The 17,105-nt window shown below is 65.9% G+C and carries 16 protein-coding genes; 8 read left to right on the top strand and 8 right to left on the bottom strand.

Going from position 1 to position 17,105, the window contains the following annotated elements:
- Nucleotides 1–20: 20 nt before the first annotated feature.
- The gene (gene glpK / locus AC1DR6_RS11340) at nucleotides 21–1,523 is read right to left on the bottom strand and encodes a glycerol kinase GlpK (RefSeq protein WP_476829322.1); all 1,503 of its coding nucleotides are present in this window, start codon (nucleotides 1,521–1,523) and stop codon (nucleotides 21–23) included.
- Between the two features lie 337 nt (nucleotides 1,524–1,860).
- On the opposite strand from glpK, the gene AC1DR6_RS11335 reads away from it, so the two are divergent.
- A complete protein-coding gene (locus tag AC1DR6_RS11335) occupies nucleotides 1,861–2,859 on the top strand; it encodes a Ppx/GppA phosphatase family protein (RefSeq protein ID WP_476829381.1) in 999 nt (332 codons plus the stop codon).
- Nucleotides 2,860–2,870: 11 nt separating this feature from the next.
- Nucleotides 2,871–3,611, top strand: coding sequence for an RlmE family RNA methyltransferase (locus AC1DR6_RS11330; protein WP_476829321.1), 741 nt, complete (start codon nucleotides 2,871–2,873; stop codon nucleotides 3,609–3,611).
- Nucleotides 3,612–3,635: 24 nt separating this feature from the next.
- On the opposite strand, the gene AC1DR6_RS11325 is transcribed toward AC1DR6_RS11330, so the two are convergent.
- Nucleotides 3,636–5,075 (bottom strand): MFS transporter, encoded by a 1,440-nt coding sequence (locus tag AC1DR6_RS11325; RefSeq protein ID WP_476829320.1) that lies wholly within the window; start codon nucleotides 5,073–5,075, stop codon nucleotides 3,636–3,638.
- A 269-nt stretch (nucleotides 5,076–5,344) separates the two neighbouring features.
- Here AC1DR6_RS11325 and AC1DR6_RS11320 point away from each other — a divergent pair, with 269 nt between their 5' ends.
- The 5 genes from AC1DR6_RS11320 (at nucleotide 5,345) to eno (ending at nucleotide 10,698) form a co-directional block, all read left to right on the top strand.
- Complete coding sequence (locus tag AC1DR6_RS11320) at nucleotides 5,345–5,668, top strand: hypothetical protein (RefSeq protein ID WP_476829319.1); 324 nt, start codon at nucleotides 5,345–5,347, stop codon at nucleotides 5,666–5,668.
- 169 nt (nucleotides 5,669–5,837) lie between these two features.
- Nucleotides 5,838–7,349, top strand: a complete 1,512-nt coding sequence (gene guaB, locus AC1DR6_RS11315) for an IMP dehydrogenase (protein ID WP_476829318.1) — start codon at nucleotides 5,838–5,840, stop codon at nucleotides 7,347–7,349.
- Between the two features lie 287 nt (nucleotides 7,350–7,636).
- A complete protein-coding gene (locus tag AC1DR6_RS11310; protein WP_476829317.1) occupies nucleotides 7,637–8,047 on the top strand; it encodes an MAPEG family protein in 411 nt (136 codons plus the stop codon).
- 285 nt (nucleotides 8,048–8,332) lie between these two features.
- Nucleotides 8,333–9,301, top strand: coding sequence for a DUF2865 domain-containing protein (locus tag AC1DR6_RS11305; RefSeq protein ID WP_476829316.1), 969 nt, complete (start codon nucleotides 8,333–8,335; stop codon nucleotides 9,299–9,301).
- Nucleotides 9,302–9,414: 113 nt separating this feature from the next.
- Complete coding sequence (gene eno, locus AC1DR6_RS11300; protein WP_476829315.1) at nucleotides 9,415–10,698, top strand: phosphopyruvate hydratase; 1,284 nt, start codon at nucleotides 9,415–9,417, stop codon at nucleotides 10,696–10,698.
- 22 nt (nucleotides 10,699–10,720) lie between these two features.
- On the opposite strand, the gene AC1DR6_RS11295 is transcribed toward eno, so the two are convergent.
- A complete protein-coding gene (locus tag AC1DR6_RS11295; protein WP_476829314.1) occupies nucleotides 10,721–11,344 on the bottom strand; it encodes a hypothetical protein in 624 nt (207 codons plus the stop codon).
- Between the two features lie 255 nt (nucleotides 11,345–11,599).
- Between AC1DR6_RS11295 and AC1DR6_RS11290 the strand changes: the two genes are divergently transcribed.
- The gene (locus tag AC1DR6_RS11290; RefSeq protein WP_476829313.1) at nucleotides 11,600–12,469 is read left to right on the top strand and encodes a DMT family transporter; all 870 of its coding nucleotides are present in this window, start codon (nucleotides 11,600–11,602) and stop codon (nucleotides 12,467–12,469) included.
- Between the two features lie 3 nt (nucleotides 12,470–12,472).
- On the opposite strand, the gene tgt is transcribed toward AC1DR6_RS11290, so the two are convergent.
- The 5 genes from tgt to guaA all read right to left on the bottom strand — a co-directional run bounded on the left by tgt (nucleotide 12,473) and on the right by guaA (nucleotide 17,074).
- Nucleotides 12,473–13,633, bottom strand: coding sequence for a tRNA guanosine(34) transglycosylase Tgt (tgt, locus tag AC1DR6_RS11285; protein WP_476829312.1), 1,161 nt, complete (start codon nucleotides 13,631–13,633; stop codon nucleotides 12,473–12,475).
- 165 nt (nucleotides 13,634–13,798) lie between these two features.
- Nucleotides 13,799–14,155: an ArsC family reductase gene (locus AC1DR6_RS11280; protein ID WP_476829311.1), complete on the bottom strand. Its 357-nt coding sequence runs from the start codon at nucleotides 14,153–14,155 to the stop codon at nucleotides 13,799–13,801.
- Between the two features lie 11 nt (nucleotides 14,156–14,166).
- The gene (locus AC1DR6_RS11275; protein WP_476829310.1) at nucleotides 14,167–14,874 is read right to left on the bottom strand and encodes a glutathione S-transferase N-terminal domain-containing protein; all 708 of its coding nucleotides are present in this window, start codon (nucleotides 14,872–14,874) and stop codon (nucleotides 14,167–14,169) included.
- 126 nt (nucleotides 14,875–15,000) lie between these two features.
- Nucleotides 15,001–15,423, bottom strand: coding sequence for a 2'-5' RNA ligase family protein (locus tag AC1DR6_RS11270; protein ID WP_476829309.1), 423 nt, complete (start codon nucleotides 15,421–15,423; stop codon nucleotides 15,001–15,003).
- Nucleotides 15,424–15,505: 82 nt separating this feature from the next.
- Nucleotides 15,506–17,074, bottom strand: a complete 1,569-nt coding sequence (guaA, locus tag AC1DR6_RS11265) for a glutamine-hydrolyzing GMP synthase (protein ID WP_476829308.1) — start codon at nucleotides 17,072–17,074, stop codon at nucleotides 15,506–15,508.
- Nucleotides 17,075–17,105: the final 31 nt, after the last annotated feature.

The following is a 17,105-nucleotide window of genomic DNA, read 5'->3' as shown; positions in this document are numbered from 1 at the left end:
GCGAAACGCGGCCGCGCCCCTCACCCCGTCGTCAGCGTCCGCCGCACCGCATCGCGCCATCCGTCCACCTTGCGGCTGCGCTCGCTGGCCGCCATTGCCGGACTGAACCGGTGTTCCAGGCGCCAGAGATCGGCGAAGCGGTCCGGGTCGGGAAGCAGCCCGGCGTCGAGCCCTGCCAGATAGGCCGCGCCCAAGGCCGTCGTCTCCAGCACCGTCGGGCGGTCGACCGGCAGGTCGAGAATGTCGGCAAGGCGCTGCATCGTCCAGTCCGACGCCACCATGCCGCCATCGACGCGGAGCACGGCCCGCGCGCCCTTCTCGGCGCCCGGCCAGTCGGCATGCATCGCCTCGATCAGGTCGAGCGTCTGGTAACAGACGCTCTCCAGCGTCGCGCGCGCGAATTCGCGCGGGCCGGTGCCGCGCGTCAGGCCGAACATCGCGCCGCGCGCATGAGCGTCCCAATGCGGAGCGCCCAAGCCCACGAAGGCCGGCACCAGATAGACCTCCTGCGCCGGATCGGCCGCTTCCGCCAAAGGTCCGGTTTCGCTGGCTTTTTCGATGATGCCGAGCCCGTCGCGCAGCCATTGCACCGCAGCGCCCGCGATGAAGATCGAGCCTTCGAGCGCATAGGTCCGCTTGCCGCCGAGCTGATAGGCGATGGTGCCGAGCAGCTTGTTGCGGGAGCGCACCGGCTTGTCGCCGGTGTTGAGCAACGCGAAACAGCCGGTGCCGTAAGTGGATTTGACCATGCCAGGGTCGAAGCAGGCCTGGCCCACTGTCGCGGCCTGCTGGTCGCCGGCGATGCCGCGTACGGGGATGGCCGCGCCGAACAGCTCCGGCACCGTATCGCCGAAATGCGTCGCGCAGTCGCGCACCTCCGGCAGCAGTGCCTCGGGAATATCGAGCAGCGCCAGCAACTCCTTGTCCCAGACCCCGCGGCCGATATCGAAGAGCATGGTGCGCGCCGCATTGGTCGCGTCGGTCGCATGCACAGCGCCGCCGGTCAGCCGCCACAACAGGAACGAATCGACTGTGCCGAAGGCGAGTTCGCCGGCTTCGGCGCGCCGTCTCGCGCCGGGCACGTTGTCGAGCAGCCAGGCGATCTTGGTCCCGGAGAAATAGGGGTCGATGCGCAGGCCGGTGCGGCTCGCGATCAGCTCCTCATGCCCCGCCTCGACCAGCTTGGCGCAATGGGCGGCGGTGCGCCGGTCCTGCCAGACGATGGCGCGGTGGATGGCCTGCCCGGTTCGCCGGTCCCAGATCAGCGTCGTCTCGCGCTGGTTGGTGATGCCGATCCCGACAATGTCCTTCGCCTCCACTCCGGCCTTGGCCATCGCCTCGCGAGACGTGGCGAGCACGCTCTCCCAGATATCTTCGGGCTCATGCTCGACCCAGCCGGAGGCCGGGAAATGCTGGGCGAACTCCCGCTGTGCGCTCGCAACGATGCCGAGCTTCGAATCGAACAGGATCGCGCGCGACGAGGTCGTGCCCTGGTCGATCGCGAGGATATGTCTGGCGGCCATCGTCTTTTCCTGCGGAGTCCGAATGCGCGCCTCGTGCGCCGGCGGAGACTGGCCGAAGCGGGCCGCCCGACGCAAGACCGGGGGCGATCCGGGGGCTCCGTCCGCCCCTGCCCCTTGGCACGGCGCTTGCGCTGTAGTTAGTTCGACAATGAAGCAAATGGCCGCGCCGGTTCGCGGCCCCTGCCGGCGTCCCATCGCCGGTGGATCGAAGGATTAAATCGTGACGGTCGAGGACCGGCAGCCAACGAGCGTCGCACTGGCGGCGGCTCATCAGGTCAGCGTGGACCCGTTTCGGGCCGGCGCCGCGCCCGCTGTCGCCGTCCATCGGCAGCAGGCCTTGCAGCCGCCTGTACAGCACCCAGCAGTGACATATGCGGCGCTCGATCTCGGCACCAATAACTGCCGCCTGCTCATCGCGCGCCCGGCGCAGCATGGCTTTCGCGTCGTCGATGCGTTTTCGCGGATCGTGCGTCTCGGAGAAGGGCTGGCCGCCAGCAGCCGGCTCGGGGAAGCCGCGATGGACCGAGCCGTCGACGCGCTGAAGATCTGCAACAGCAAGATGGCCCATCGCGGCGTCACGCGGGCCCGTCTGGTCACGACGGAAGCCTGTCGCGCCGCCACAAATGGCCTCGATTTCGTCCGTCGCGTCTCGGCCGAGGCGGGGCTGGCGCTGGAAATCATCGATCAGGGCACGGAAGCCTCGCTTGCGGTTTCGGGCTGCGCTGCGCTGGTCGACCCGCATGCCGAAGGGGCGATCGTCTTCGACATCGGCGGGGGCTCGACCGAGATCATCTGGCTCGGCGGCCGCAACGAGGCGCGCGATCCCGCCGCCCGCATCCGGGAATGGGCTTCGCTGCCAATTGGCGTCGTGACGGTGGCCGAACGCTATGGCGGCGTCGAGGTCGGCCGCGAGCTGTTCGAGCGCATGGTGAGCGATTGCTCGGAGGCGTTGGAGCCCTTTGCCAAAAAGGCAGCCGGCGCCAGGGACGCGAAAGGCTTCCATCTGCTGGGCACTTCCGGGACGGTGACAACCGTCGCCGGCATCCATCTCGGCCTGCCCCGCTACGACCGGCGCGAGGTCGACGGGCTGTGGATGCGACAGGCCGATGTACTGACGGTCATCGACCAGTTGATCGAGATGGACTATGCCGCCCGTGCGGCGAATGCCTGCATCGGCCGCGACAGGGCCGATCTGGTGCTTGCAGGTTGCGCGATCTTCGAGGCGATCCGCCGCGCCTTTCCGAGCGAGCGCGTGCGCATCGCCGATCGCGGCCTGCGCGAGGGCATCCTGCTGCGCATGATGCATGAAGACCGCGCCTGGTGGCGGCGCAGATAGGCTTTGAGACCATGAGCAACGCACGATCGGGAGGAGCCGGCGGCAAGACCGGGGCCGGCGCGCGCGACATGCGCGTCAAGGTCAAGAAGGCCGGCAAGCTGAAGCACTCCTCGCAGCTCTGGCTGGAGCGGCAGCTCAACGACCCCTATGTGAAGCGGGCCCGCGAGATGGGCTATCGCTCGCGCGCCGCCTTCAAGCTCGAGGAGATGGACGACCGCTACAAATTCCTGAAGACTGGTCAGCGCCTGTTCGATCTCGGATGCGCGCCCGGCGGCTGGTGCCAGATCGCCGGCGCACGGGTCGGGCTGGAAGCCGGCAAGGGCACGATCGTCGGCATCGACCTGTTGGCTATCGACCCCATCCCCGGCGTCGATCTGATCCAGATGGACTTCATGGACGAGGAAGCGCCGGCCTTGCTGACGCAGCGCCTCGGCGGCCGCGCCGACGGCGTCATGTCCGATATGGCCGCCAACACCACCGGCCATAAGAAGACCGACCATCTCAAGATCATCGCGCTGGCCGAGGCTGCGCTGGAGTTCACCCATGACGTGCTGGCGCCGGGTGGCTTCTTTCTCGCCAAGCTTTTCCAGGGCGGGGAAAGCGCCGAGCTCCTGGCCGAGCTGAAGCGCGACTTCACGACCGTGCGCAACGTCAAGCCAGCGGCAAGCCGAGCGGATTCCTCCGAGCTCTATGTGCTGGCCACCGGCTATCGAAAAAAGGCTGCGCAGCCTCAGGAAGCGGACGAGAGTTGAACGCGTACCGGATAACCGACCGCTTTACTCCAGCGGCTTCTGGTCGGCGATGGCCTCGGCGGTCATCTTGCGCTTGCTGATCGGGCGGTGGCCCGAGACCTCGGCTCCGGCGTCGCGGGTTAGCCTGACCATCCACAGCGCGGACGAGGCCGAGATGAGCCCGACAATGACGAAGGCGGGCCAGAAATCGCCGGCCGACAGCGCCTTGCCGCCGTTGAACCCGTTCGCGGCTTCCAGAGCGAACGCGCCGATCGTCACGCCCATGCTGAGCGAAAGCTGCTGCGAGACGCTCGACAGGCTGGTCGCGCCCGACATGTCGCGGTTGGAGATGTCGGCATAGCTCAGTGCGTTGATGCCGGTGAACTGCAATGAGCGGAAGCAGCCGCCGATGAGCAGGACCGACAGCATGATCGCGTGAGGCGTCGAGGGCGTGAACAGCCCCGAGGCCGCGAGGAAAGCCGAGCCGACGATCGCGTTGAAGGTCAGCACTCGGCGGAAGCCGTATTGCGCGAGAATGGTGCGGGCGAGCGTCTTCATGATCAGCGCGCCGGCAGCCGAGGCGAAGGTGATGAGGCCCGATTGCAGCGGATCGAGCCCGAAGCCGAGTTGCAGCATCAGCGGCAGCAGGAAGGGTATCGCGCCGATGCCGACCCGGAAGATCGAGCCGCCGAGCACGCCGATGCGGAAGGTAGGGATGCGGAACAGCGCCAGGTTCAGCACCGGATAGGGTACGCGCTTGGCGTGGAACCAATAGGCGATCAGCGACGCGACGCCAGCCATGGCGCAGCCATAGGACACCACCTCCGGGACGAGGTGGCGCCCGCCGGTCGCCAAGCCCAGCATCAGGCTGGCGAAACCGAAGGCCGAGAGCACGAAGCCGGTGATGTCGAGCGGGGCGACATCCTCCTCGCGGATATCCTCGAAAAACAGGCTCGACAGCACGATGCCGATCAGGCCGATCGGGATGTTGATGAAGAAGATCCAGCGCCAGTCGAAATAGGTGGTGATGAACCCGCCGAGCGGCGGCCCCACCACGGGGCCGACCAGCGCCGGGATGGTCAGATAGGCCAATGCGCCTACCATCTCGGCCTTGGAGACGCTGCGCAGGATGACCAGCCGCCCGACCGGCACCATCATCGCTCCGCCCATGCCCTGCAGGAAGCGGGCGCCGACGAAGGCCCCGAGCGAGTTCGACATGGCGCAGAGAACCGAGCCGAACATGAAGATGCATAATGCCGAGCGGAAGATCGTGCGCGCGCCGAACTTGTCGGCCATCCAGCCCGAAATCGGGATGAAGACAGCGAGACTGACGAGATAGGAGGTCAGCGCCAGCTTCAGCGCGATCGGATCCTCGCCCAGCGACTTCGCGATCACGGGGAGAGACGTCGCGATCACCGTCGAATCGGTGTTCTCCATGAACAACGCGCAGGCGACGATGAGCGGCAGGAGTTTGGAGCGTTGCAAATCGGCGGACCCTTCGCAGCGGCACAAGCGGCGCTGAAATCATAAGCTCGGCTATTAATCCGCTGAATGAGACCTGGCGAGGGTGAATTGCTGCGAAGCTCTCCTTCGTCGAGCGGAACAGTCATGCGCTCAGATTATAGCCAGATGTCGGGCGCAGCGCTGTCACGCGCCTGACGCACTGCTCGGCCATCCCTCCGCTTCCTACATGTCAAGTCTGCCAAGGCAGGGTCGGCGCGGGGGCGCGCGTCGGCAACATTTGGAGATACCTCATGTCCATCATTGCCCACACCTTCGATCTGATCATCCCGTCACGCGCCGCAAAGCTCGTCGGCCTCGGCCTTGCGGCCGGGCTCGCTTACGGGCTGGCCGCGCCACCGCCGGCTTTCGCGGCCGATTCCCCCACCGATTGGCGGGGCGCCTGCGTCGACAAAGGCTCTCCCCAGGGCAGCGGCCAGATGCCCCGGGCCGACAAATGCATGCGCCAGCAGGCCTGTCAGGACCTCGCCAATACCGCCGGCCGAACCATCTTCGAGTCGGGCTGCTTCTGGGTCGATCCGGACGGTCGCCCGAACGAATCGGTGCTGCGTCGCTGACGCGCCTGCAGCGGCGCTCAGTCCGGCGCTGCCGCATTGCGGAAAGAATCGCGCCCGGCGGACTAGCAAGGCTTCCGGGCGCATGCTAACGGGCCTCGTCAACTCGGCAACGGGCCTCGCTTGCCCCAGCCTCCCCATAAAGCCGGTCTGTCCGGCGTCGGAGTTGACGATGACGCTTTCCCAAAATGGTCTCATTGATCACGTCGGCCTGATCCGTGACGGCTTCACTTTCGACGACGTGCTGCTCGAACCCGGCCCGTCCGAGGTCATGCCGGCCGATGTCGACATCCGCACCCAGCTCACCCGCTCGATCTCGCTGAACCTGCCGATCATCGCCTCGGCCATGGACACCGTCACCGAGGCACGCATGGCGATCGCGATGGCGCAGGCCGGCGGCCTCGGCGTCATCCACCGCAATCTCGAGGCCGACCAGCAGGCGCAGCAGGTGCGCATGGTGAAGAAGTTCGAGTCGGGCATGATCGCCAACCCGATCACCATCCACCCCGACGAGACCCTGGCCGACGCGCTGGCGCTAATGAAGCAGAACGGCATTTCTGGCATTCCGGTCGTCGAGCGCGGTCCTCAGGGTCACAAGGGCAAGCTCGTCGGCATCGTCACCAACCGCGACGTGCGTTTCGCGGCCAGCCCGGAACAGCCGGTCTCCGAGCTGATGACCAAGGAGCGTCTGATCACCGTGCGTGAGGGCGTCAGCCCCGAAGAGGCGCGTCGGCTGCTGCACCAGTTCCGTATCGAGAAGCTGCTCGTCGTCGACGACCATTACCGCTGCATCGGCCTGATCACCGTCAAGGACATGGAAAAGCAGGTCGCCTATCCGAACGCCGCCAAGGACGCCAAGGGCCGCCTGCTCGTCGCCGCCGCGACCACGACAGGCGATCAGGGCTACGAGCGCTCCGAGATGCTGATCGATGCCGGCGTCGATCTGATCGTGGTCGACACCGCCCATGGTCACTCGGCCAAGGTTCTGGAAGCCGTCACCCGCGTCAAGAAGCTCTCCAATTCGGTGCAGGTCATCGCCGGCAACGTCGCGACCGCCGGCGGCGCGAAGGCGCTGATCGATGCCGGCGCGGATGCGGTCAAGGTCGGCATCGGACCGGGCTCGATCTGTACCACGCGCATCGTCGCGGGCGTCGGTGTGCCGCAGCTTACGGCGGTGATGGATGCGGCCTCGGCTGCCGCTAAACTGGGCGTGCCGGTCATCGCCGATGGCGGCATCAAATACTCGGGCGATTTGGCCAAGGCGATCGCCGCCGGCGCCTCCTGCGTCATGGTCGGCTCGCTGCTCGCAGGCACCGATGAGACGCCCGGCGAGGCGTTCCTGTACCAGGGCCGCTCCTACAAGGCTTATCGCGGCATGGGCTCGGTCGGCGCGATGGCGCGCGGCTCGGCCGATCGCTATTTCCAGCAGGACATCAAGGATGCGCTGAAGCTGGTGCCGGAAGGCATCGAGGGTCAGGTCGCCTATAAGGGGCCGGTCTCCAGCACGCTGCATCAACTCGCGGGCGGCCTGCGCGCGGCGATGGGCTATGTCGGCGGCAAGGACCTGAAGGACTTCCAGGCCAAGGCGCGTTTCATCCGCATCACCAGCGCCGGCCTGCGCGAGAGCCATGTCCATGATGTAACGATCGTGCGCGAGAGCCCGAATTATCCGACGCGGTCGTAATCGAGGATCATCTTTATTGAGATCGCTCCGCAGCCCTCATCCTGAGGAGCCGAGAAGCGGCGTCTCGAAGGATGCTTCAGCGGGCCCTGGAGACATCTGGAGCATCCTTCGAGACGGCCCTGCGGGCCTCCTCAGGATGAGGGCTGCGAGAGGGAAAGAAAGCCTGCTCGCGCCATGGCACAGGGTCGCTCTCGGCTGAGAATCGGCGCCGGCATGGACCGGCCCGGTTGTCTTTCCCGCCAACGCCTTTCACAGTCGCGGCGCGACTCGCGCCGGAGCGGCCTTATATGACCCTGAACCTCGTCTACCCGGCGCTCGCGCTGATCTTCTGGATCTTCATCGTCGGCCTCGTGCTGATGAAGCGCAGGCGGGACGCCTTCATCTCGCGCGCCGTGAAGCCCGAGCAGGTTTCGGTTTCGACCGAGAGCTACCCGGTCCCGGCCCGGCTGGCCGGCGCCAATTTCTCGAACCAGTTCGAGACGCCGGTGATCTTCTTCGCGCTCATCATGCTGGCGATGGAGGTCAAGGCGACCAACTATCTGATGACGCTACTCGCCTGGCTTTACGTCGCGACACGCATCGCTCACAGCCTGATTCATCTCGGCCCCAACAAGCTGCCCGTGCGCGGCGCCGTCTATGGCGTCGGCGTGATCGCGCTGTTCGGCCTCTGGCTCGGCGTCGTCATCGCGGTCGTTTGACCGCTCCTGCAAGCCTCCAAAACGCAAGCGTCTTGCGCGTTAAGCATCCCATCGCTTGGCGAGGGACGAGGCCGTGCGGCCCGTTGAGTCTTAACAAGAAGTAAACTACATCGATCGGGCGGCGGACGGTGGACAAGCGTAGTTTGGAGTGACGCGATGTTGCGTGTCCGTGAAGTTCCCGTGCGGGCCCAGGCCCGCAACGGAGAAGCCTGCCTTGCGGCTGCGATTCATCCGTCATCCCGGATACGAAGCCACGCCGGCCGAGCACGCCTCGTCGCGATGGGCATGGCCGGTCTTGCGCTTGGCATGGGCGGCGTCGTGCTGACGGCCTCGCTGGTGCAGGCCGAAGACGATTCGAGCGTTTATTCCGTCCTGCGTCAGGATGCGGCGCGGCGCGCTGCTCCCTCCGAGCCTTCGCGGGCCGCCTATGCGTCGAGCCAAGCGAGCGCCTATGCGCCGGCGCGCCAGGGATGGCGCATTCCTCTCTTCCAGACCGGCACCAGTGGCCTGATCGCGCATCCGCCGGTCGATCTCAATCCCTTCCGCCGCGCCGAGAAGCGTGTCGCGCGGCGCTCCGCCGATGTCGCTCGTGTGGCGCAGGGGCGTGGCACCGATATCGCGCCCGAGCACACCACGCGGACGATCTGCGTCCGGCTCTGCGACGGCTATCACGCCCCGATCGGCTTTCTTCGCGCCACCAGCGATCTCCAGGCACATGAATCGCTTTGCCAGGCGATGAACCCCGGCCTCCCAGTCAAGGTCTTCACCGTCGCGGCCGGAGCCGAGACCATCGATGATGCCGTTTCGACCGACGGCAAGCGCTATCGCGCCTTGCCGGTCGCGTATGCCTATCAGGGTGCGGGCGACAAGGCCTGCCGGCCGGCCATCGTCCAGGCCGGCGAGCGCCGCGTTTCGCTGTTGCGCGACATCACGCTGCGTCCCGGCGACAGCGTGGTGCTCGACGGCAAGGTCAGCACCTTCACGGGCGGCACGGCCTGGCCTTACAGCCGCCGCGACTTCCGGGACTTCCGCTCGGCGAACGAACTGAGTAAGGGCCAGCGCAAGCAGATCGACGAACTCGTCGGCATCTCGCGCATGGAGGCGCAAGCTCGCAAGCTGCGCGACCGGATGAAGATCCGCGAAGCCAGCTTGCAGGACGACACGGTGATGAGCGACGCGGTGCTGCGCGGCGGGCTCGACGGGTCCGATCGCAGCGCGGTGCGGCTGATCCCGATCGCTTCCGCGGGGCGCTGAGCAGACGGTCTTCCCGGCGCCCGGCGGTGGAATCGATCGGCCTCGCCTTGCCGTGACAGTGGGCTGTGCTCTAGAAGCGCGGCAGCCTTCCCTGCCTAGACCGGAGCGAGCCCATGACCGCGATCATCGACATCATCGGACGCCAGATCCTCGATTCGCGCGGCAACCCGACCGTCGAGGTCGATGTTGTGCTGGAAGATGGCTCGATGGGCCGCGCTGCCGTTCCCTCCGGCGCCTCGACCGGCGCGCATGAGGCGGTCGAATTGCGAGACGGCGACAAGAGCCGCTATCTCGGCAAGGGCGTGCTGAAGGCCGTCGAGGCCGTCAACGTGGACATCGCCGAGGCGATCGTCGCGATGGACGCCGAGGACCAGACCGCGATCGACCAGGTGATGATCGACCTCGACGGCACACCCAACAAGGCGAAGCTCGGCGCCAACGCCATCCTTGGGGTCTCGCTTGCCGTCGCGAAGGCTGCGGCCGAGGCCGCCGGTCTGCCGCTTTACCGTTATGTCGGGGGCACCTCGGCCCGGGTCCTGCCAGTCCCCATGATGAACATCGTCAATGGCGGCGCCCACGCCGACAATCCGATCGACTTCCAGGAGTTCATGATCATGCCGGTCGGCGCGGAGTCGTTCAGCGAAGGCCTGCGGATGGGCTCGGAGATCTTCCACACGCTGAAGAAGAAGCTGCACGACGCTGGCCACAACACCAATGTTGGCGATGAGGGCGGCTTCGCCCCCAACATCAAATCGGCCGAGGCGGCGCTCGACTTCGTGATGGAGGCGATCGCGGCCGCCGGCTACAAGCCGGGCGAGGACGTCGCGCTGGCGCTGGACTGCGCCGCGACCGAGTTCTTCAAGGACGGCGCCTACGTCTACGAGGGCGAAGGCCAGACCCGCGACCCGAAGGCGCAGGCCGAATACCTCGCCAAGCTCGTCGGCGCCTATCCGATCGTTTCGATCGAGGACGGCATGTCGGAAGACGATTGGGAGGGCTGGAAAGCACTGACCGACCTGGTCGGGGCCAAGTGCCAGCTCGTCGGCGACGATCTCTTCGTCACCAATGTCGAGCGGCTCGCGCGCGGTATCAAGGGCAAGACGGCAAACTCGATCCTGGTGAAGGTCAACCAGATCGGGACGCTGACCGAGACGCTCGCAGCGGTCGAGATGGCGCAGCGCGCAGGCTACACGGCGGTGATGTCACACCGCTCGGGCGAGACGGAGGATTCGACCATCGCCGACCTCGCCGTCGCCACCAATTGCGGACAGATCAAGACCGGCTCGCTCGCCCGTTCCGACCGGACGGCGAAATACAACCAGCTTCTGCGCATCGAGGAAGAGCTCGGCAATCAGGCGATCTATGCCGGCCGGGCCGCCCTGAAGGCGCTGGCCTGATACGAAACGGACTGCCGCGCTCTCACCAACGCGGCAGCAGGCCCGAGGCCTGGGACAACGTCCAGGACCCTGCGGCTTGAGCCATTCCGGCCGTGCCGGAGACAGCCTCCGCGATCTTTACGGCTGGCACCGTCACGATCCGGGTCCAGCCCCCCTCCTCAGTGTCAGCGGGCGGCGATGCTTCGGTGTCGCCAGACCGCGGCGCCTCGACTTTCGGCAGAATAGCTACCGGCACTGTTCCGCTCGCGACCTTTCGGTCATCGATGCCGACGTCGCGTCTCGGCGGCAGCGGGACTACATCGGCCGCTGCGCTGCGCGATTTCGGCGATGGAGCGGCGACGACTGGCGTGGTCGGTTCAGGCCAGTTCATCGCCATCGGCATGATCATGGTGGCGGGCGTGAAGGGTCGCTCGGCGATCCGGTCTTCGCCAGCCGCGAGGTCCATGCGGTCGATGAACTTGCCCTCCGCCACGAAGGCAGCAGGGGCATCCATCACCGCCACGATCCGGCTTTGATTCACGTGCCCGTCCAGCCAATGCGGCAGGCTGGTCGCGCCGGCAATTGCCAGGGCGATGCCCAGCGATATGGCCAGATGGCCGCCCAGGCGGCTCATCATCGCTGAAGGCTGCGGTGTGGTGGCGCTCATTTTTAAAACTCCGTCGTGCCACGCTGCGGGGTTCGGCAGAGTTTCAGTCAAGCCTAGCAGCCGGGCCGCAAGAGGGCGGAAACACGGCATCATTTAGGTGGGTAATTTTCCCACCCAGAAACAAAGCCATTCGTGCCCTGTGCTTATGCACAATCGCCTCATCGGGGTTTTTGCGCATTGCGGTATGCAGGAGTTATGGACCAGATCGTCGACAGTCCGGCAAAGCCCGATGGGGAGACACGCAGGCGGCGGCGCTTGGCCATCGCGGGCATGGTGCTCAGCGTCCTGATCTTCGGCTCGAACTTCGTGGTCAGCCGCTATGCCGTTCTCCACGGCATGACGGCCCATGACATGATGGCGGTGCGCTTCGGGACGGCCGGGCTGATGCTACTCCCGTTTTTCCTGCGGCGGGGCCTCTTAAACTGCAGCGGGGTGGGCTGGGGCCGCGGGCTGTTCCTGCTCGTCTCGAGCGGCTTCCCGATGAGCTTCCTCATGCTGACGGGCCTTGGCATCGCGCCGGCTGCGCATGGCGCGACGATCACACCCGGCACGGTGACGATGATCGGCATTATCGGCAGTGTCGTGATGTTCGGCGCCGCGATCACACGCAATCTCGTCGCGGGCACCGTGGGGATGCTCGGCGGGCTGGCCTGTCTCGCCATCGCCGGCTCGACAAGCGGCCACGGCACCTTGACGGGCGACCTGCTGTTCTTCTGCTGCGGGCTGCTCTGGGGCTTCTACCCCTTGATGGTCCAACGCTGGCGGATTGCGAGGCTGCATGCGGCGGCGATCGTGGCCGTGTTGTCGCTGGCCTATCTGCCGTTCTACTTCGCTTTCTTCCATCGCGGCTTCGACGTCGCGCCCTGGACCGTTTTCCTATTCCAGGCCTTCTATCAGGGCATCCTCAACATGATCGTGGGCCTGTGGCTGTGGGGCCGCGCCGCGAATGTGCTGGGCGCCGCGATCGTCGGCCGCTTTCCGCCGCTGATCCCGGTGACCGGGACCTCGCTTGCCATTCCCGTGCTCGGGGAATGGCCGGGGCCGATCCAGTGGCTCGGCATCGCGCTGATCGTCGGGGGGCTGTTCGTCGCCTCATGGCGCAGGCCAGCCCGCGCAGCAGCGTAAAGCTCAGCCCTCGCCGCGCGCCCAGCCTTCCTTGGTTTCGGCGACGAAATCGGTCAGGCGGCCTGCCGCGATGGCGGCGCGAAGGCCTGCCATCAGCTCCTGATAATAGGCGAGGTTGACCCAGGTCAGCAGCATCTTGCCGAGCATCTCCTCGGCTTTGACGAGGTGATGGAGATAGGCGCGCGACCAGTCCCGCGCCGCCGGGCAGGACGATTGCTCATCGACCGGGCGCGGATCATCGGCATGTTTGGCGTTCTTCAGGTTCATCCGGCCGAAGCGGGTGAAGATCTGGCCGTGGCGGCCGGCGCGCGTCGGCATCACGCAGTCGAACATGTCGATGCCGCGCGAGACCGCCTCGACGATGTCGTCGGGGGTGCCGACGCCCATCAGATAGCGCGGCTTCTCCGAGGGCAGATGCGGCTCGACTGTCTCGATCATCGCCAGCATGATCTCCTGCGGCTCGCCGACCGCCAGCCCGCCGACGGCATAGCCCTTCAGGTCCATGGCGGCGAGTTCGCGCGCGCTCTCCACCCGCAGATGCGGCACCGCCCCACCCTGCACGATGCCGAACAAGGCGCGGCCGGGATGGTGACCAAACGCGGTCTTGCAACGCTCCGCCCAGCGCAGCGACAGCCGCATGGCCTTCTCCGCCACCTTGTCCTCGCAGGGCAGCGACACGCATTCGTCGAGCTGCATGACGATGTCGGAGCCGAGCAGGTTCTGGATCTCGACCGAGCGCTCCGGGCTGAGCATGTGCTTGGAACCGTCGATATGCGAGCGGAAGGTCACGCCCTCCTCGGTCAGCTTGCGAAGGTTCGCGAGAGACATCACCTGGAAGCCACCAGAATCGGTCAGGATCGGGTGTGGCCAGTTCATGAAGGTGTGCAGCCCGCCGAGCTTCGCGACGCGCTCGGCACCGGGCCGCAGCATCAGGTGATAGGTGTTGCCGAGCACGACATCGGCGCCAAGCGCCCTCACCTGCTCGGGATACATGCCCTTGACGGTTGCGGCGGTGCCCACCGGCATGAAGGCCGGCGTGCGGATGATGCCGCGCGGCATCCGGATCTCGCCGGTGCGGGCAGCGCCATCGCGGGCAGCGAGGTGAAAGGTGAACTCGGCGGGTGCGGCTGTGTCGGGCTGCGTGGAGGCGATCGATGCGGTCATGGCCCGCGAGGTAGAGCAGTGCGGAGGTTTAGGGAAGGGCGGACACCGTCCACTCGTCATGCTCGGGCTTGACCCGAGCATCTCAGGCAGAAGGAGGCAACAGCGCCTCATTTGTCCGGAGATCCCCGGGTCCGCTACGCGGCCCGAGAATGACGCCATGCCGGATTAGCCCTTCGCCAGCGCCGCCGCATAAACCTCGGGCTTGAACCCCACGATCGTCTTGCCGCTGCCCAGATCGAGCACCGGCCGCTTGATCATGCTCGGCTGCGCCAGCATCAGCGCGATTGCCCGGCCTGCATCAAGCCCCTGCTTTTCGGCATCGGGCAACGCACGGAAGGTCGTCCCGGCGCGGTTCAGCATCGTCTCCCAGCCATGCTCCTTCACCCAGCCTTCGAGCGCGGCCTTGTCGATCCCGCTCGCCTTGTAGTCGTGGAAGGCGGTGGCGACGCCGTGGCCCTCGAGCCAGGCGCGCGCCTTCTTCATCGTGTCGCAGTTCTTGATGCCGTAGATCGTTCTGGTCACGCCGCGAACCTTCAGCCTGGCCGCTTCGGGATTTCGAGCCCGCGCTGGACGGCCGGCCGCGAGAGGCAGCGCTCCAGCCAGATCGGCACATGGGTTAGGCTGGCATAGTCGACGAGTTCGCCGGCGCCGTAGAAGCCGACGAGATTGCGGACCCAGCCCAGCATCGAGATATCGGCGATCGTATAATCGTCGCCCATGATCCAGGTATGGGTGCCGAGCCGCTCCTCGAGCACGCCGAGCAGGCGTTTGCTCTCGCTGGCGTAGCGGTCACGCGGGCGCTTGTCGTCATAGTCCTTACCGGCGAATTTATGGAAGAAGCCGAGCTGGCCGAACATCGGACCGATCGCCGCCATCTGGAAGAACACCCATTGGATGGTCTCATAGCGGGCGGTGGAGTCCTTCGGCAGAAGCTTGCCGGTCTTCTCCGCAAGGTAGAGCAGGATCGCGCCGGATTCCCACAGGCCAAGCGGCTTCCCGTCCGGCCCGTCGGGATCGATGATCGCCGGGATCTTGCCGTTCGGGTTGAGCGAGAGGAATTCCGGCCCCCAGGTCTCATTCTTGGTGATGTCGATGGTATGCGGCTCGTAGGGCAAACCAAGCTCCTCCAGTACGATCGAGGCCTTCACGCCGTTTGGCGTCGGCAGCGAATAGAGCTGGATGCGGTCAGGATGGCTGGCAGGCCAGCGCTTGGTGATCGGAAAGGCAGAGAGATCGGCCATCAGGGGCTCCGTTCGGGCTGAGCAGGTTCGGGCCGGAGCTTAACCGGCGACCGCTTCCATGCAACGGCCTTGCGCCTTCCCGGGAACAATGCGGCTCCTGCAGGAACGCAAGAATAACGGGCTTGCCTAATGCGCATCGAATGCCCAACGGCCGAGACATGCATAGGAGCAGCCGTCGACGCTTCTGATGAGCAGCAGTTCCTTCGCAGTCCAGCCGATGCATTCGATCCCGATCGGGGCCACCGGGCGCCGGTGATAGAACAATGTGAGATGGGGTTTAAAAGAACGACGATCCTGCCTTCCGAGGCGCCTCATGCCTCCCGTCAATACGGATTGCAGCGCCTCCGCAGCTGAAAGCCGCTCGCTCATCGCCAGCGCAAAGGCCGGGTTATGCCGCCGATCGCCAAAATCCGCGGCGTGGTCGAACGCAACCCGAAACGGCACCGATGCTGCTCGGCTCCCGACCTCATGCATCTTGGCAACGATCTGGCTTTCCGGACCGAGATCGTCTTCCACGCCCCACAAGGTCACATGGTATGCGAGTTGCATCGCTGAATACTAGAACATATCGGGAACATTACAAGCGCGAGCCGGTGGTTGTTTTAGCTCGGTACCGCTGAGTGCGGCCTTCTCATTCCCACTCGATCGTGCCGGGGGGCTTGCTCGTCACGTCGTAGACGACGCGGTTGATGCCTTTGACCTCGTTGATGATACGGGTTGCCGCGCGGCCGAGGAAGTTCATGTCGAAAGGATAGAAGTCCGCCGTCATGCCGTCGACCGAGGTGACCGCACGCAAGGCACAGACGTGGTCGTATGTGCGGTGGTCGCCCATCACGCCGACAGTGCGAACCGGCAGCAGGACGGCGAAGGCCTGCCAGATCACGTCGTAGAGGCCGGCCTTGCGGATTTCGTCGAGATAGATCGCATCCGCCTTGCGCAGGATGTCGAGCTTCTCCCGCGTGATCTCGCCGGGGCAGCGGATGGCGAGGCCCGGCCCAGGGAAGGGATGGCGGCCGACGAAAGCCTCGGGCAGGCCAAGCTCGCGGCCGAGCACGCGGACCTCGTCCTTGAACAATTCGCGCAGCGGCTCGACAAGCTGCATCTTCATGCGCTCGGGCAGGCCGCCGACATTGTGGTGGCTCTTGATCGTGACGGAGGGACCGCCGGAGAAGGATACGCTTTCGATCACGTCGGGATAGAGCGTGCCCTGCGCCAAAAAGTCGGCGCCACCGATCTTGGCGGCTTCAGCATCGAAGACCTCGATGAAGAGCCGGCCGATGGTCTTGCGCTTGGCTTCCGGATCGGCGCCGCACTTCGCCAGTTCCGAAAGGAAAAGCTCCTCGGCTTCAACATGCACGAGCGGAATGTTGTAGTGGTTCCTGAAAAGCTCGACGACCTGCTCGGCCTCGCCCAGCCGCATCAGGCCGTGGTCCACGAACACGCAGGTGAGCTGGTCGCCGATGGCCTCATGGATCAGCACGGCCGCCACGGCGGAGTCGACGCCGCCGGAAAGCCCGCAAATCACGCGGCCGCCGCCGACCTGATCCTTGATCTTCTTCTGCATCTCGGCCCGATAGGCGGACATGCTCCAATCGGGCTTGCAGCCGCAGATCTCGACCACGAAGTTGCGCAGCAGCTTGCCGCCATCGGGCGTATGGACCACCTCGGGATGGAACATCGTGGTGTAGAGGCGCCGCTCCTCGTCGCTCGCCACCGCGAAGGGAGCGTTCTCCGAGGTCGCCTTGACCGAGAAGCCCTGCGGCAGCTGCGTGACGCGGTCGCCATGGCTCATCCAGACCGGATAGCGCGAGCCCTGCTCCCAGACGCCTTCGAACAGCTTCGAGGGCGCGACGATCTTGACATCGGCGCGGCCGAACTCGGCTGCGTGACCGCCCTCGACCGTGCCGCCGAGCTGGTGCGCCATGGTCTGCTGGCCGTAGCAGATGCCCATCAACGGAATGTCGGCATCGAAGACCGCCTCGGGCGCGCGGGGGCTGCCCTCATCCGGGACCGAAGCGGGTCCGCCTGAGAAGATCACGCCCTTAGGCTTCAGCCGCTCAAAGGTCTCGCCGGCCTTCTGGAACGGCGCGATCTCGCAATAAACGCCGATCTCGCGGATGCGCCGCGCGATCAGCTGCGTCACCTGCGAGCCGAAATCGATGATGAGGATGGAGTCGTGATGGGGGAGCGCGCTCGTCATCGCGTTCCGTTACTGGATGATTCAAGCGCGC

It is taken from the genome of Allobosea sp. P5_A5, from assembly GCF_056400625.1.
The sequence above is the reverse complement of the archived record's forward strand: the minus strand, read 5'-3'. Positions and strand labels throughout refer to the sequence as shown.

Bases quoted from the DNA above. Each gene is read 5' to 3' on its own strand.
- AC1DR6_RS11295 (WP_476829314.1), bottom strand. From the start codon at position 11,344: ATGAGCGCCACCACACCGCAGCCTTCAGCGATGATGAGCCGCCTGGGC.
- eno (WP_476829315.1), top strand. From the start codon at position 9,415: ATGACCGCGATCATCGACATCATCGGACGCCAGATCCTCGATTCGCGC.
- AC1DR6_RS11310 (WP_476829317.1), top strand. From the start codon at position 7,637: ATGACCCTGAACCTCGTCTACCCGGCGCTCGCGCTGATCTTCTGGATC.
- AC1DR6_RS11320 (WP_476829319.1), top strand. From the start codon at position 5,345: ATGTCCATCATTGCCCACACCTTCGATCTGATCATCCCGTCACGCGCC.
- tgt (WP_476829312.1), bottom strand. From the start codon at position 13,633: ATGACCGCATCGATCGCCTCCACGCAGCCCGACACAGCCGCACCCGCC.
- guaB (WP_476829318.1), top strand. From the start codon at position 5,838: ATGACGCTTTCCCAAAATGGTCTCATTGATCACGTCGGCCTGATCCGT.
- glpK (WP_476829322.1), bottom strand. From the start codon at position 1,523: ATGGCCGCCAGACATATCCTCGCGATCGACCAGGGCACGACCTCGTCG.
- guaA (WP_476829308.1), bottom strand. From the start codon at position 17,074: ATGACGAGCGCGCTCCCCCATCACGACTCCATCCTCATCATCGATTTC.
- AC1DR6_RS11330 (WP_476829321.1), top strand. From the start codon at position 2,871: ATGAGCAACGCACGATCGGGAGGAGCCGGCGGCAAGACCGGGGCCGGC.
- AC1DR6_RS11270 (WP_476829309.1), bottom strand. From the start codon at position 15,423: ATGCAACTCGCATACCATGTGACCTTGTGGGGCGTGGAAGACGATCTC.
- AC1DR6_RS11275 (WP_476829310.1), bottom strand. From the start codon at position 14,874: ATGGCCGATCTCTCTGCCTTTCCGATCACCAAGCGCTGGCCTGCCAGC.
- AC1DR6_RS11305 (WP_476829316.1), top strand. From the start codon at position 8,333: ATGGCCGGTCTTGCGCTTGGCATGGGCGGCGTCGTGCTGACGGCCTCG.